At 41.7% G+C, this 14,544-nt stretch carries 14 protein-coding genes; 5 read left to right on the top strand and 9 right to left on the bottom strand.

Features of this window, described 5'->3' with window-relative positions; all coding sequences use genetic code 11:
- Positions 1 to 80: 80 nt before the first annotated feature.
- The 4 genes from DP114_RS16380 to DP114_RS16365 form a co-directional block, all read right to left on the bottom strand.
- Entirely contained in the window at positions 81 to 1,493 is a 1,413-nt protein-coding gene (locus DP114_RS16380; protein WP_169263841.1) for a glyoxal oxidase, read from the bottom strand.
- Between the two features lie 782 nt (positions 1,494 to 2,275).
- Positions 2,276 to 3,406: an FUSC family protein gene (locus DP114_RS16375; RefSeq protein WP_171976594.1), complete on the bottom strand. Its 1,131-nt coding sequence runs from the start codon at positions 3,404 to 3,406 to the stop codon at positions 2,276 to 2,278.
- Between the two features lie 31 nt (positions 3,407 to 3,437).
- Positions 3,438 to 4,127, bottom strand: coding sequence for a tRNA (adenosine(37)-N6)-threonylcarbamoyltransferase complex dimerization subunit type 1 TsaB (gene tsaB / locus DP114_RS16370; RefSeq protein WP_171976593.1), 690 nt, complete (start codon positions 4,125 to 4,127; stop codon positions 3,438 to 3,440).
- Between the two features lie 99 nt (positions 4,128 to 4,226).
- Positions 4,227 to 4,475, bottom strand: a complete 249-nt coding sequence (locus DP114_RS16365) for a Ycf34 family protein (protein ID WP_169263844.1) — start codon at positions 4,473 to 4,475, stop codon at positions 4,227 to 4,229.
- Positions 4,476 to 4,561: 86 nt separating this feature from the next.
- On the opposite strand from DP114_RS16365, the gene DP114_RS16360 reads away from it, so the two are divergent.
- Positions 4,562 to 5,809: a tRNA nucleotidyltransferase/poly(A) polymerase family protein gene (locus tag DP114_RS16360; RefSeq protein WP_171976592.1), complete on the top strand. Its 1,248-nt coding sequence runs from the start codon at positions 4,562 to 4,564 to the stop codon at positions 5,807 to 5,809.
- Positions 5,810 to 5,861: 52 nt separating this feature from the next.
- Here the strand turns inward: DP114_RS16360 and lepB are convergent, their stop codons facing one another.
- Positions 5,862 to 6,494, bottom strand: coding sequence for a signal peptidase I (gene lepB / locus DP114_RS16355; RefSeq protein ID WP_246163245.1), 633 nt, complete (start codon positions 6,492 to 6,494; stop codon positions 5,862 to 5,864).
- 260 nt (positions 6,495 to 6,754) lie between these two features.
- Between lepB and DP114_RS16350 the strand changes: the two genes are divergently transcribed.
- From DP114_RS16350 to DP114_RS16340, 3 genes are all read left to right on the top strand, one after another.
- The gene (locus tag DP114_RS16350; RefSeq protein ID WP_171976591.1) at positions 6,755 to 8,077 is read left to right on the top strand and encodes a dihydroorotase; all 1,323 of its coding nucleotides are present in this window, start codon (positions 6,755 to 6,757) and stop codon (positions 8,075 to 8,077) included.
- A gap of 472 nt (positions 8,078 to 8,549) precedes the next feature.
- Entirely contained in the window at positions 8,550 to 8,831 is a 282-nt protein-coding gene (locus tag DP114_RS16345; RefSeq protein WP_171976590.1) for a hypothetical protein, read from the top strand.
- Between the two features lie 352 nt (positions 8,832 to 9,183).
- Complete coding sequence (locus tag DP114_RS16340) at positions 9,184 to 10,296, top strand: phosphatase PAP2 family protein (protein ID WP_171976589.1); 1,113 nt, start codon at positions 9,184 to 9,186, stop codon at positions 10,294 to 10,296.
- Here DP114_RS16340 and tsaE read toward each other — a convergent pair.
- Together tsaE and DP114_RS16330 are read right to left on the bottom strand one after the other, a co-directional pair.
- Positions 10,283 to 10,744: a tRNA (adenosine(37)-N6)-threonylcarbamoyltransferase complex ATPase subunit type 1 TsaE gene (gene tsaE, locus DP114_RS16335; protein WP_171978216.1), complete on the bottom strand. Its 462-nt coding sequence runs from the start codon at positions 10,742 to 10,744 to the stop codon at positions 10,283 to 10,285. The two genes, DP114_RS16340 and tsaE, sit on opposite strands and share 14 nt — an antisense overlap.
- 284 nt (positions 10,745 to 11,028) lie before the next feature.
- Positions 11,029 to 12,423, bottom strand: coding sequence for a gluconeogenesis factor YvcK family protein (locus tag DP114_RS16330; protein ID WP_169263849.1), 1,395 nt, complete (start codon positions 12,421 to 12,423; stop codon positions 11,029 to 11,031).
- 172 nt (positions 12,424 to 12,595) lie between these two features.
- Here DP114_RS16330 and ruvC point away from each other — a divergent pair, with 172 nt between their 5' ends.
- Complete coding sequence (gene ruvC, locus DP114_RS16325) at positions 12,596 to 13,087, top strand: crossover junction endodeoxyribonuclease RuvC (RefSeq protein ID WP_171976588.1); 492 nt, start codon at positions 12,596 to 12,598, stop codon at positions 13,085 to 13,087.
- 250 nt (positions 13,088 to 13,337) lie between these two features.
- Here ruvC and DP114_RS16320 read toward each other — a convergent pair whose 3' ends face one another.
- Both DP114_RS16320 and DP114_RS16315 read right to left on the bottom strand, forming a co-directional pair.
- Complete coding sequence (locus DP114_RS16320; RefSeq protein WP_169263866.1) at positions 13,338 to 14,048, bottom strand: response regulator transcription factor; 711 nt, start codon at positions 14,046 to 14,048, stop codon at positions 13,338 to 13,340.
- A 127-nt stretch (positions 14,049 to 14,175) separates the two neighbouring features.
- Positions 14,176 to 14,316, bottom strand: a complete 141-nt coding sequence (locus DP114_RS16315) for a hypothetical protein (RefSeq protein WP_169263851.1) — start codon at positions 14,314 to 14,316, stop codon at positions 14,176 to 14,178.
- Positions 14,317 to 14,544 lie beyond the last annotated feature (228 nt).

The raw sequence follows: 14,544 nt of genomic DNA, 5'->3' as shown, positions 1-14,544 counted from the left end.
AGTAGATTGCGCCCTTATTAATTGTTAATTCCAGGCTTAGGCTCTTGCGTGTTTATCATTTGCTATGAGCCATGAGGCAACTATATTAACTGAATCCAACGTGCTACTGATGGTACGTTATTGTTGTTAGTAATAAACATCATGTAGTATCCAGGTGGTGCCAGGTTACGGTTACTTGTTGCCGTAACGCTGAGAGAACTGTTAGTTCTAGAGTTAATTGGTAAGTCTACTAGCCGTTGTTCGGTGTCTAGACCATGAGTTGTTGCCATTGGTCTAATTAAATGAACCCACTTGATGCTTGCAGCTTGGGGTGTCTGGATCGTGATTCTTCCGCCGTATCCCACTAATTGAGGAGCGCTTTGAATAGTAGGTCGTGTTTGTGACATGTAAGCTGGACTATAAATTTCTATTCGCGATTCATAAGAACCACGCTCAGGGTTTCCCCCAGCTGTCACAACTCTGCCATCTGGCAGAAGCAGCGCCACAGAATGATAGACACGACCGTTAACATTTGGTGTCTCTACCGCTGTCCAAGTATTTGTTGCTGGATTGTAAATCTCTGCTGGCAGCGTTGATTGTCCTATATCCTCGTTCATTCTGCTGCCATTACACACAAACACCGTGCGATCAGGCAACAATACTGCATTGTGGTGCATTCTAGCGTTGAGCAGAGAAGGTGCTGCAGTATAGGTGGGGCTACTAGGATTGAGATTGATAATATTAACGCGATTAGTTGCCATGCCACTATCATTGCCGCCACCAATAATCATCACCTTTTGGTCTTGAGCTGGTGGTAGTAACACACTGGCCGATTGGTTGCCGTAATCTGACTGTTGCAACCCAAACACCGACTGCTCTGTAATAGGTCGATTGAACCTACTAGGTAGGGTCAGAATAGTTGGTGAGAGACCATTGTTGCCTCCGAGTTGAGCACCGGAATAGAAAATTTTGCCAGTACTAAGTAGAAAAAGGTGCGCGTAGAGCGCGAAACTACTAGTGGGTTGTGAAAAAATCGTCCAACTACTACCGCTAAAAATTTCTGGGTTTGTGTCGAGATTGCCATTTACATCAAGACCTGAGATAGCAAAGATTCTACCGCTACCCAACGTTAGTACGGTAGGATACCAGCGACCTCTATTCATTGATGCGACTCGTGTCCATGCCTGAGTTCTGGGATCAAACGTAAAAGCAGCTGTCTCTCCAAAAAACGGGTCATACTGTATGGTACCGCCGGCAACCAGCAGCTTACCGTTGGATAGGAACGACTGAGCAGCACAGAAAACGTCTATGGGATTGCCAGCATTATCCAGAGGGATCTTTGGACGTAAGAAGGTACCGTTACTTACATCCCATAAAGCTGCACCAAGAGCCGAATTTGCTACATTGTTCGGATCATTACCCGAACCTGCAAAAAACAAGACTTTACCCGTGTTCAGTAAAGCGGCATGAACCGGATTAATTGGACAGTTATACGATAAAACTTGCCAGGGCATTGTAGTGAGATTTTCCGCTAGAGAAAAAGGACAAGTAGGTACACAGTAATTAAGTAGATTTCAACTTATTGCATATAGGAGCAATAGGCAGCATTAAGCATCAAAGTTGTTATAATTTATTGCAACTTTGAATTTGTCTCGCAACACAAGTTACCAGACACTTAGAAAAGACATTATTACCCTGATAATCTAAATATTTTTATCTTCAGGATTACCACAACTGACTTATTGCACTAACAGCCAGAACTTTATTTCTTAAAAATTGGCTAATTTGAAATATAGCTGCCTCAAAAAAAAGGGACAAGCTAATTTGAAATTAGAAACTGCGGAATGGAATTTTTACGTATTCCTCGTACTCCCCGTAGTCTTTAAGTATTGCACCCTTTAACGTTGCATTTTGCACTCCGCACTATTTGACTTTTGCACGTTTTTATGCAGTATTCCAGACTCTTTCACACTACACTTTTTCACTTTGGACTCCATATTACTGAAGATTTTCTATCAAAGTGTATCAATTAATCATTAAAATTTACTTCTACCAAATTGTATAGCTGAATTAACAATATTTAATTTGGTATTCGAGAAATTAAATATTAGGGAAGAAAGAAAGTAGTAACTTATTAACCAGTCAATACTCAATGAAGAAAATTTAAGTATTTGTCATAAAAAATTTAAAACCTCAGCAAATCTAGAAGTTGTTAATAAGTCAATACTACATTAAAAGAATTTAAAGTTTTTTCATACAAACTTTAAATTATCTAAAAAGTAAAGTATTGATTCTATTACGAATTAGTTAATGTGTCTGTCATTCTTTGCAGCTTTCTCCCCACCTCTTCCATCGTGTACAAGAATGTGAAAAAGCGCAGTAGCTCATTGATGGGAAAATCTGTATATCGAATAGCTTGTAAATGATTCAATTGCGCTGATGCATTGGTGAGAGCAACTTCCATATTTGATAAACATAAATGAGATTGATGCGACTTAACAGCGTGTGCCAAGGCGAACATGGCACTTCTAGTTTCCTGTGCCAGTTGGGTCAGTTGAGGTGAGAGCATATGCCAAAATGTATCGTGCTCTCGGGCAAGTACAGTATGTTCCATTGTCAGGATATGCTCCCAAATCCTTCGGACTAAAAACTCCCAAGCTTCATTGACTTGCTTTTCTGGCGGTTGGCGTGTTTGTCCCTGTCTAACTTCTTTCCATAGCTGCCGTCCTTTCTGTAATGAACTAATAATATTGGCTTTTATCTCATCGGCTTTGGAACGCTGATAATTTCCTGTTAATGCACCGTCCACAACCAATCCGTAAAACTCCTCTAAAGCCACCAAGGTTTGTGACAGACAACGCCTCAGTTCTATTCCCGCAGAAGCAGGAAAGATCAAATTATTTACCAACAGTGCAACAAAAATCCCCAACAGAGTTTCTAGAAACCTGCCCCAAGCGTAGAGCCAGGGAGACTGGTTGTGACTCAATATAACAATTGCGGATAAATATCCCGCCAACTTCGCCGTCTCATTGAATTTCCAGTAGTTAGCCAGAAGTATAGTCACGAATACACTGATTCCCAATGACCAAGGATTGCTACCTAGGGTAATGGCAAAGATGGCTCCACCAATGGCACCAATCGCTGTTCCTATTAACCGCTGAATTCCCAATGTCAAAGTACTGCCATGGGTTGATGACATCACAATAATTGCAGCGATGACTGCATAAAAAGGATACTCCCATCGCAAGCACTGAGCAACGACCAAAGAGATCACAGATGCTATTGCCATTTTCAGTGCCATTTTGGCTAGTATCCCATCGGGAGAACAAGCCCAATTGTTTAATGCTGTGATGATTTGTCTCGGGGATTTGTGTTGACTTGTACTTTGGTTATCTGGAGGAGGAAAGGTCTTATGGGGTTTTACCATATTTATGAAGGGCGAAGTGGCTGCTGGTTTTTTACATTTCCACAGGATGCTGACCGTAAAATGGTAATGCTTCTGACCAGTTAGGACATTTCCCTTGTTGCCAATCTAAATATGCTAGTTGCAATACACTTGTGACTGTCGCTCCTAATCCGGATTCTGCTTTAATAAGTTGATAAGTGGTATTCCAGGTAGCTAATTTTTCTTGCCAGACTTCAGGTGTCATGAGGGTATCTGGCAATAAGCTGGTAAGTCCAGAAATATTTGGTGTCGATTGATAAATAGCACCGAAAACTTGACCGCGTTGAGCAGGCATTTCCACAGCAATGTCGCTTTGTGATCTTACCCCCGGTTCGGTTTCCATTGACACAGAACAGAAGTGAAAAACTTGTGAATAAGCTACAGCTGCCAAAGTAGAAATAGCAAAGACAGGAAGACCTAACTGTTGCCCCAAAGTACGGGCAGTAACAACCCCAATACGAGTCCCAGTAAAACCTCCTGGTCCTTTTGCGACGGCAAGAAATGCCAAGTTTGCCCAAGTTTGGGGCTGGATAAACTCAATTAAATATTGATGCAAATGACTTGATAATTCACGATCTAAATACCAAACTTGAGAACGTATGTCTCCTACAAAGTTACTTATTACCAAACCTAGTTCACGAGTTGTGGTATGGAGTGCCAGCCCGTATTTTGTTGGTTCAAGATGTTGTAATTCAGTGGTCAAAGCTTGTTCAAATAATGGTTAAAAATATAATCACATAGACAGATGCGACTACCACAAAAAATAGCAGTAGCCGCGTTAAAGACACAACAGAATCTATAATCAGGTTGGTACTAACTCACCAGGACGCAACTTCGACCACTTACCCGTTTCCCGCTTAAAACTGAGACAGCCTACAACGTCCCATTCCATTTCAATCATATCTTCCTGTGTACGGATATTGACATTGATGGAAGGTTCATTCGGCTCAAAATTTGGTATTTCGGTCAAGTGGGGTTGTTGGTGCTGAGTTTCTACCGCATGGTAGGTGAGACAGGTGTCTACATAGTGGCAATTTACACAAACACACATAATTGAACCAACTCCGGGGACCTTTATTGATAATCTAGCTTAAGCACCATTGTTATTCACTAGTCGCTGGGTTTATTTTTATTACAATGAACGGTTCAGTTCCTTCTCTGCTGTCACCAGAAAATTGGCCATTTAGTTTGGAATTCTTGCCACAAGCAGCTTACATAGTAGGTGGTGCTGTGCGAGATGCTATTTTGGGAAAAACTCGCGAATATCTGGATCTAGATTTTGTTGTCCCATCAGACGCTGTAAAAGTAGCCCGCAAAATAGCGACACACTACAAAGCAGGCTTTGTTTTATTAGATCCACAAAGGCAAATTGCTCGTGTTGTGTTTCCTAACGCTACAGCAGACTTTGCTCAACAGGAGGGCGAATGCCTAGAAACAGACTTGCACAGGCGAGATTTCACAGTAAATGCGATCGCATATAATCCTCACACTCAAGAAATCATTGATCCCCTGCAAGGTTATCTAGATTTGCAACAGCGTCTTTTGCGAATGATATCACCTGCTAATTTAGTAGACGATCCATTACGATTAATGCGGGCATATCGGCAAGCAGCACAACTTGGTTTTACGATTGAGCCAAATACCGAAGCTGAAATTCGTTCTTTAGCATCACATATAACAATAGTTGCCCCCGAAAGAGTCCGGGCAGAATTAAGTTATATGCTAGTTAACGCTAAAGGAACTCTTTGGATTACAAAAGCATGGGAACATAATTTACTTGTCCCTTTCTTTAAATACGCGACAAAAGAAAGTGTAAGTTTATTAACAGTGCTTGACAAAGTTGCTTTCCAACTTGCCCAAATGTGGCAGCAGTTTGGGGTAGAACTTGATCAATACATACGGGATACAGTCAAAACCACTTGGTTGGGTGTTGCAAAACTTGCAACTCTAGTCAACTCAGAACCCAAAATAGCAGAAATAGAGTTGATGGAATTAACTTATAGCCGTGCTGAAATAAAAGCGGTAAGCACCGCTTTAACGGTCTTACCGCAATTAAAAAAGCCTCTAATGTCTTTACGAGAACAATATTTTTTCTTCCAAGAAGCGGGATCAGTTTTCTCTGCCAGTGTTGTTTTAGCACTAGCAGATGGAACATCGTTAGAGGCGCTTACACCATTAATCACCCGCTATCTTAACCCTGATGATCTGGTCGCTTATCCCATACCACTATTGAGTGGTAGACATATTATGTTAGCACTGAATATTCCAGCTTCGCCACTAGTTGGCAAACTTCTTACTGAAATTGCAGTAGCGCAGATTGAGGGCAAGATTTCCACAGCAGAACAAGCTATAAAGTTTGCTACTAGGTTGTTAGGTAATGATTGAAATTTCCTTAGAGAAAAACGGACTTAAAGTCTTTTGTCAAAATCTTCTGTAATTATGGATACAGTGGGGTCTTATCTATTCCTCCAACTTGACTGAGAGGCCAAAAGCGAACGATCGCACGTCCAATAATATTCTCACGCGGAACAAGACCCCAGCAACGGCTATCATAGCTACTATTGCGGTTATCGCCTAACACTAAGTATGAGTTCGGGGGTATCGTGACTGGTTGGGATAGGAAAGACGGTTGCGGGCCTGATGTACAAACATCAACGACTGTACGCTGTGTCGGTGATAAATACTTGTCTTCTGAAAGAAGTTTGTTATTTATATAAACTTTACCATTCCTGAGTTCAATCTTTTCTCCCGGTAAGCCAATGACACGCTTAATAAAGGCATCTTGGTACTGTTCTCTTTGTAGTTCTTGCGTAGGAGAAAATACTACAATGTCACCTCGTTTTGGACTAGAGACTTTATAACTTAATTTATCGACAATAATCTTATCTGCCTCCCACTGATTTGGAGATCCATGCAAGGTTGGTTCCATTGAACCAGAAGGAATCCAACGAGCTTCGGCAACAAATGTGCGAATTCCTAAGGCTAGGACTATGCTTAAGATCACTGTCCTACTAAGTTCTGCGAGCCAAGAATTATTGGGTGCTTGGTGACTAGAGTTATTTTTAGACACTTGATATGCTGTGAAATTACAAAAGTAATGGCTTTGGTGCAGGTGATTCACTTGCCTCAGCAGGGATGCTGTATTTGTTTATCTTACACTTTGCAAATTAGGTGTTAGGGTAATGTGGTCATCTTGAGGGAGTTTATTTATTAAAATTTATAAAGTTTTTGTTACGAAAAACACAAAATGCCTGCAAAGAATCCAACTAAGTTTAACCTATATAAATAGTTATCTGTCACGCTCAGTTCTTTTTTTAACGCAGTAGATTCATGTCATCTCCTACCAGTTTGCTGATTCGTCGCGCTCGAATAGTTTTACCCAATGGTGAATCGGTTGTTGGGGATGTGCTGACAAGCCATCGCACAGTAGTCGAAGTTGCACCAGAAATTTCCACCACAACGCCAACTATAGAAATTGACGCACAAGGGTTAACTTTGTTGCCAGGAGTAATTGATCCACAAGTCCATTTTCGCGAACCAGGGCTGGAACATAAGGAAGACTTATTTACCGCGAGTTGTGCTTGTGCCAAAGGGGGAGTCACTTCCTTTTTGGAAATGCCGAATACACGTCCTTTAACAATTACTCAGCAAGCTCTTGATGATAAGCTACAACGAGCCTCACAAAAGTGCTTGGTTAATTATGGCTTTTTTATTGGGGCAACGACAGACAACTTGCCTGATTTGCTTTTGGCAAAGCCAGCTTGTGGAATCAAGATTTTCATGGGTTCAATGCATGGACAATTACTAGTTGATCAAGACGCTGCACTGGAAGCTATATTTTCTAAAGGCGAACGTTTGATTGCTGTTCATGCTGAAGACCAAGCCAGAATTAATGAACGTCGCAAGGAATTCGCTGGAACTCATGATCCAGCCGTTCATTCCCAAATTCAAGATAATCAAGCAGCGCTACTAGCAACTGAGCAAGCATTAAGACTTTCTAAAAAATATCAACGTCGTTTGCATATTCTGCATATGTCAACTGCAGAAGAAGCAAACTTGTTGCGTGAGGATAAACCAAGTTGGGTGACAGCAGAAGTGACACCCCAGCATTTGTTGCTTAATACCACTGCGTATGACAAGATTGGTACCTTGGCGCAGATGAATCCGCCTTTGCGATCGCCCCACGATAATCAAGTCCTTTGGCAAGCTTTGCGTGATGGCGTGATTGATTTTATTGCCACAGATCATGCACCTCATACAATAGATGAGAAAGCTCAAGAGTATCCAAACGCTCCCTCTGGGATGCCTGGTGTAGAAACTTCTCTACCTTTGATGTTAACCGCTGCAATGCAAGGACAGTGTACCGTAGCTCAAGTTGTTCACTGGATGTCACAAGCGGTAGCCAAGGCATATGGTATTCCAAATAAGGGGGCGATCGCTCCTGGTTTTGATGCCGATTTAGTTCTTGTAGACTTGGACACTTATCGTCCTGTGTTACGCGAGGAATTATTGACCAAATGTGGTTGGAGTCCTTTTGAAGGCTGGAATTTAACTGGATGGCCTGTACTAACTATAGTAGGTGGTCAGATTGTATATGAAAAAGGCAAGGTAGATACAAAAGTGCGGGGTCAAGCTTTAACTTTTAATCATTAGTCAAATTATTCTGCTTTGCTCTGTAGAATTAAGAGAAAGACTGTTTGTTTCTGCCTACTACTTGTCGACTTTTAGCACTTTTGATACTTATACTGAAAAGTTTTCAGTTTTTGCAATACAACCGGGATTAGGATTACGAATGTCCGTGTTAACCCCACAGCTGCATCTATAATCGTTAGTTATCAACCAGGTGTGATTTTAGATCAGCACATGCGAACAGCCAGAGGCTTGATGCTGCGCGTACGCATCTGGTCAATCTTAGTGACGTTCTCCCCACCGCGTCGCGGATGGGGCTTCTACAAGTCGCCTTGTAGAAATTTCCTGCTAAGCCCTTCGGGCACGCTGCGCGAACATTGGTGAACCAGCGATAATTAGATTTGCATCCTCTTATCCCCGGGAACGATACCTCCACAGGCAGTTTAGAGACTTCGCTCCTGACATACCACGGAGTCTTGTTATGTAGCGAATCCAAATGAATTCTATGTTTGAGTTACGTTTCCCAACGTTTGCACTGTTCACCTACAAAGTAGTCCGTTTGTGTCAAGTGGTTGGTCGTCACCAATGCTGCCTCACTAGAGCTTCTAATTGCTACGGGCATTTATATGCTACCACGCCTGTTCTAACCATTCCGGATACGTTGAAAAATGTTCGGACATCCTTTGAGGATGTACCTCATATTTTTCCCGCTATCCATCCCCACTGCACGGTGGATGGGGAATTCCGCCGAACTGCGTTAAAACTGCGCCAAAGATAGTTTTGCCACCCGAAGTAACAACAAAATCTGTTATGAAAGCTATCTTTAATGCTCTGATTAACCTAATTGACAGTACACAACATCAACCAAGCGCTTAACACTATTATGTATCGGGTACTCTCTAGCGCTAAAACCATGATCCAGAGACTAAAATCTGACCATGTTTGTCTTGCCTAACAAGCGATGACGATTGCGTTCTCCTCATGGAGATGGTACACAAACCGCACTGCCTTATGCTTGAACTTTCTGCGGTCTAAAGACACCCAAAAAGTTTAAGATTGATATCATTTCCGGTTAATGTCCCACCAGTCAAATTTTAATACAATTTGACTAGAATCAGCTAAGTAGAAAAATGGGTACTCATCATAATAACTTCCTCAATCAAAATCCTTTAGTTCGGGCAATACACACTGCTGTAAAAGGAAGAGCTAGATATAAGGTAAATGGGCTTTATCGTTCGGAAGCTCTCAAAAGATATCTTGAATTGCGATTATCGGAAGAGAAAGACGTTAAACAAGTGCGTGCCAATCATGATACAGGAAATGTTCTTGTTCTTTTCCACTCAGATTTAAGTGCAAATGCTATAGCCTGGCTTCTTGAAAAAATTGTCTTGGATTACACAAAACAAGGCAGAAAATTACCTCTAAGGACATCTTACATAAGCATAGCGCCAGAAGAAGCAATAATATTACCTATAAACAAAAGAAAATTAAATAACTTGACAGTTGGTGCTCAGAAACAAGAAAGCACCCAAACGCGTGTCAAAAAACAATTAGAGCAAGCGGGCAGTCAACTTATTTTAACATCAGGAACAACTGTGTGCACTCTTGTTTTATGCACCGGACTGCTACATAGATATGGTCTTGATGAACGCATTTTACTAGCAATTCAGAAGCTGCATACGCCACTTCTTGATCGCATTATGGTTGGTATCACTTTTCTTGGCCAACCAGTCGTTTTGCTGTTAATTTGTTTGGGATTGAGAATAGGACTACAGCGTTATAATCGTCGCACTCAAGCAACTACCTTGAGCATAGCTGCAATTGGTGCTATGGGTTTAACTTTTTTCCTAAAACGGCTGTTTGGTAGAGCACGTCCCGACTTGTGGGACTGGATTATTAATGTAGGTCATCACAGCTTTCCTAGCGGTCATGCAATGGGGTCAATAGTGATTTATGGCTTTGTAGGCTATATTTTGGCAAAGGAATTTCCTCAATGGCGAGAACAAATTTTGGCCTTGACCGTTGTCTTAATTGTTGCAATAGGTTTTAGTCGGCTTTATCTTGGTGTACACTGGCCCAGTGATGTAGTAGCTGGCTATGCGGCAGGTTTAGTGTGGTTGATTGTCTGTATTAAAAGCTTGGAACTATGGCAAAAATTTCAGTCATCAGGTAAAGATCTACACACAATTTTCGGACTGAGAGATTCACACAAAGCTGAAAAGGTACAGATTACATACGCCTAGTAACGATTTCTTCACTAAGAACGCAATTATGGGGTGTAATTTCCATTTGCCGAGTTTTTTCATCTCCATAACTCAAGCGTACACTGAGATAGCTGTCTGGTTTATAGGGCATACGTTCCGCCCACTCAATCGCGACAATTCCTGGTGTAACTTCAATGCCTTCCCAGTAGGTTTCTAAGTTTAATGCGGGGACTTGATTTGATTCCAAACGGTATAAATCCAGATGGTAAAGGGGAAGACGTCCCTGTGTGTACTCGTTAATCAGGGTGAAAGTTGGGCTGACTATTGGATCAGTAATGCCCAAGCCTTCCCCGATCCCTTGTACTAATGTCGTTTTGCCAGCACCTAAATCACCTTCTAGTAAAATCACATTACCAGCATTTAGTGATTGAGCAAGAGTTATTCCAAGCTTTCGCGTCGCGGTTATATCTGCCAGAAAAATTCTCATCATCACTCACCCCCCCCTTGGCTTAATTCAAAATAACGACTATGTCCTACACGCAATTTACAGCTTCTTTGTAGAAGGTGCTAAATTAAAAATTATTTTTGTTGGTGCAGCTTGTTCCTAAGAACTACTCTAAATCAGTGAATTCGTTTCAGATCAGGTTTCTAGCTATAGACTGTTGCTTAGGACAACAATCAATTCACAATGTACGCGCTTTAAAGGCGTGTACCCCTGGCTTGTGCTAACGAGTTTGGCCACTACTATAAATCCCCAACTAAAAATGTCTTTTATTTGGAATTTTGAATTCTGAATTTTGAATTGTTTAGATGCCCTCCACTGTACCACCGCCACAACACTCGTGCTAATTGTTGAGAGTTATGACGCACGCAACCTGTTTCATCTTCATGCATCACGTTAGCTATCACAATTCGGCGTCCCAACTGAGCTATGGCTTCTCGATCTAAGAAAACAGGATGGGAGTTTTGTTGAGCATACCGCGTCAGTGCGAGTTCGCTAGGAGATTTTTTGTGTACCAGTACGGCATTAAATAGTGGTCTACCACAAGCAGCATCAATCGCCCTAATGTGATCAGCAACAGTGTATCCCTGAGTTTCTCCAGGCTGTGTCATTATATTACAGATGTAAATGCGTGGTGCGTCCGAGGCGGCGATCGCATCAGCAATTTCTGGTACTAACAAATTGGGAATGACGCTGGTGTAAAGACTACCAGGACCCATAATAATGTAATTAGCTTCTTTGATTGCCTTGATAGCTGCTGGCAAAGCTGGCGGATTTGCGGGGATGCAGCCAATTTTGACAATACTACCACCCGCTTCGGTAATTTTAGATTCCCCTTCTATATGGCGACCATCGGCTAACTCAGCCCAGAGGCGCACATCGCTGAGGGTTGCTGGCAAAACTTGTCCTCGAATTGCTAGGACTTTAGAACTGGCGGCGACACCTCTTTCTAAATCGCCAGTAATGTCACTCATCGCCGTCAAGAACAAATTGCCAAAACTGTGACCAGTCAAACCATCCCCAGCTTTAAAGCGGTACTGAAACAGTTCTGTCAGTAACTTTTCTTCGTCAGCTAATGCTGCTAAACAATTACGAATATCTCCTGGTGGTAGCACGCCAAATTCCTGACGTAATCGCCCTGAAGAACCCCCGTCATCAGCCACAGTGACAATCGCGGTAATTTTGGCGCTGTAAACTTTGAGACCTCTAAGCAATGTGGAAAGTCCCGTACCACCACCAATGACTACAATTTTTGGTCCCCGGTACAATCGGCGATGTGCCAGCAACACATCAATGAGATCCTCATCACCTTCTGATCTGAGTACCTGAGTAATTGAACTTACTGTCCGAGTTTGTCCCCACAGAAGCAACAACAAGCCGCCTACTATCACCAAAGGACCGCTGATGTAATACGGTACAATATCGGTGATCACTCCCAGAATGCGCCTCAAAAACTTAATTGCCCAAAAAATTGGCGTTAGCCTAATCCAGATAGCTAATCCCAGACTTGCTAATATCATGCCTCCAAGACTGATGAGCAACCATCGTTTTACTGATAGTCCAGGGGACAACCACTTGAACCACTGGTTTACTCGATAGGAAGTGCGACTGCGTGACTGCTTTTGCAGCGCTTTAAGGGCAAGTCTTAGAAAACCAATTGACATACCTGATTTATAGCAGTATTACTAACAATGATTAACAGAAAATGTATACCACCTGGTTGAAATTCGGATGTGGAATTGTTACAGTTTTCAATCCTATTGGACTAAAGGTACATAGTCTAAATTGCCAGTATACCGAGTTAATAGGCTTTGTGGTCAAAAAAATAACAAGTCAATGGAACAGCGAATTTTAGGAATAGATCCGGGACTAGCAAGTTTAGGATTTGGGGCGATTATATGCCAAAAAAATCAAGACAGGGTGCAAGAAAATTCACTCAACCTACTCGACTTTGGTGTTATCAATACGCCAGCCAATACAGAAATTGGACAGCGGCTATGTACGTTATACGACGATTTACACACCCTGATCAAAGAATTTCAACCTGAACTGGTAGCAATAGAGAAATTCTTCTTCTATCGTATGGCAAATACCATCTCCATTGCTCAAGCGCGGGGAGTGATCATGTTAGTTTTAGGGCAACATGAATTACCAACAGTAGAGTTCACTCCTGGCCAAATTAAGCAAGCGTTAACCGGATATGGTAACGCTGAGAAACAGGAAGTTCAGCAAGCTGTGGCGCGGGAATTGAATTTAGAATATATTCCTCATCCAGATGATGCAGCTGATGCATTGGCTGTCGCGCTGACAGCATGGTTTCAGATTTAGTTGTCTTTTGCGAAAAATCAGGCAAGTCTAATGTAGAACTGAAAACTCAAGGATAGAGTGTTTCATCTTTAATTCGTTTTTTCTTTCGCCCCAGATCTTGAAGTTAAGAGACTGAGGCCTTAAAACAATGCCTGATTTGTGCTTGTGCACTAGATCTGATAAAGGAGTTGTATGAAGGTTACTTTTTAACCAGATTCGCCAGTAAAATATCTGTGAACCACAGTTTTGGCAATCTTTTAGGTTATAAAGATTATTCAAATTGTTGAGCTTGAGAAGAAGATTCAAACTTATATCCGACGCCTCGTACAGTTTGAATTAATGCTGGTTGGCTGGCATCAATCTCAATCTTCTTACGAATTTGACCGATATGGACGTCTACAACTCTTTGATCGCCGACGTACTCATAGTCCCAAACCTCCTGAATCAGTTCAGAACGCCGCCAAACTCGACCAGGATGGCTAGCTAAAAAATGCAACAGGTCAAATTCCAAAGCAGTTAAAGGCACTGGTTGAGTGTTAAGCGTAACTTCCCGCCGTACGGGGTCAATCATTAGTTTTTCAAATACTAACCTCTTCTGTTCTGCTGTAGTAACAACACGCTGACGCCTTAAAATGGCTGCTACTCTTACTTCCAATTCCCCTAGACCAAAGGGTTTGGTCAGATAATCATCAGCACCTTTAGAAAAGCCGCGAATCTTGTCGGCTTCGTCTGCACGACTTGTTAACATCAGTACAAAAACTCCATTACGGCTTTGCATCTCTTGGCAGAGGTTAAATCCAATCACGTCCGGTAAATTTACATCTAAAATTACCAAGTCTGGGTTAAATTGCTCAAACAGCGCTAGAGCTGTTTTACCATCTTCGGCAGATTCTACCTGATAGTTTTGCCTAATTAAGAAGCGTTGGATTAAGTTCCGAACCGCAGGGTCGTCATCAACTACAAGAATCTTGGCAGGAGCCATGACCATCACTTTGCACAAAAATTTATAGGATAAAGCGCGAATTCCATCAAGAAAATGGTTTTCGCATTGGAGACAATATGTATCTACAAGGCCAAGGTATGATTTCCCTGATTATTTAAATACTAGTTTAATCAGGATTATCCACAATTAGGGCGTAAATATTTTGGTAATGCTGCCCATTGCTCCAGTATTTGACTTTTTTGTCAATTTTGTGTCCACAAAGCAAATCCTCTAACCTTAGCCACAACACCTGGTTCAACTCGGACACAAGCTTATCCCAGATGTGCGATCTTAAAACCCTTTAATTTTAAATCGAGATGTGACTTCATGGCACGAGAAAGCAAAAGACTCTTATTTACAACTCACGTTTAAGTGCTGTAAATTGTTGAACCTGAAATACAAGAGATTTTTTCATCGTAAAATTGGCTTTTAGGTATTTTTTGCTTAAATTCTAGAGTAAAGCCCTACTTAATCAACGACATGAGGGGATACACGG

It is taken from the genome of Brasilonema sennae CENA114 (assembly GCF_006968745.1).
GTDB classification, from domain to species: domain Bacteria; phylum Cyanobacteriota; class Cyanobacteriia; order Cyanobacteriales; family Nostocaceae; genus Brasilonema; species Brasilonema sennae.
The sequence above is the reverse complement of the archived record's forward strand: the minus strand, read 5'-3'. Positions and strand labels throughout refer to the sequence as shown.

Excerpts from the sequence above, each read along its gene's own strand:
- DP114_RS16380 (WP_169263841.1), bottom strand. The coding sequence starts at position 1,493 with ATGCCCTGGCAAGTTTTATCGTATAACTGTCCAATTAATCCGGTTCAT.
- DP114_RS16375 (WP_171976594.1), bottom strand. The coding sequence starts at position 3,406 with ATGGTAAAACCCCATAAGACCTTTCCTCCTCCAGATAACCAAAGTACA.
- DP114_RS16365 (WP_169263844.1), bottom strand. The coding sequence starts at position 4,475 with ATGTGTGTTTGTGTAAATTGCCACTATGTAGACACCTGTCTCACCTAC.
- DP114_RS16360 (WP_171976592.1), top strand. The coding sequence starts at position 4,562 with ATGAACGGTTCAGTTCCTTCTCTGCTGTCACCAGAAAATTGGCCATTT.
- DP114_RS16350 (WP_171976591.1), top strand. The coding sequence starts at position 6,755 with ATGTCATCTCCTACCAGTTTGCTGATTCGTCGCGCTCGAATAGTTTTA.
- DP114_RS16345 (WP_171976590.1), top strand. The coding sequence starts at position 8,550 with ATGAATTCTATGTTTGAGTTACGTTTCCCAACGTTTGCACTGTTCACC.
- DP114_RS16340 (WP_171976589.1), top strand. The coding sequence starts at position 9,184 with ATGGGTACTCATCATAATAACTTCCTCAATCAAAATCCTTTAGTTCGG.
- tsaE (WP_171978216.1), bottom strand. The coding sequence starts at position 10,744 with ATGAGAATTTTTCTGGCAGATATAACCGCGACGCGAAAGCTTGGAATA.
- DP114_RS16330 (WP_169263849.1), bottom strand. The coding sequence starts at position 12,423 with ATGTCAATTGGTTTTCTAAGACTTGCCCTTAAAGCGCTGCAAAAGCAG.
- ruvC (WP_171976588.1), top strand. The coding sequence starts at position 12,596 with ATGGAACAGCGAATTTTAGGAATAGATCCGGGACTAGCAAGTTTAGGA.
- DP114_RS16320 (WP_169263866.1), bottom strand. The coding sequence starts at position 14,048 with ATGGCTCCTGCCAAGATTCTTGTAGTTGATGACGACCCTGCGGTTCGG.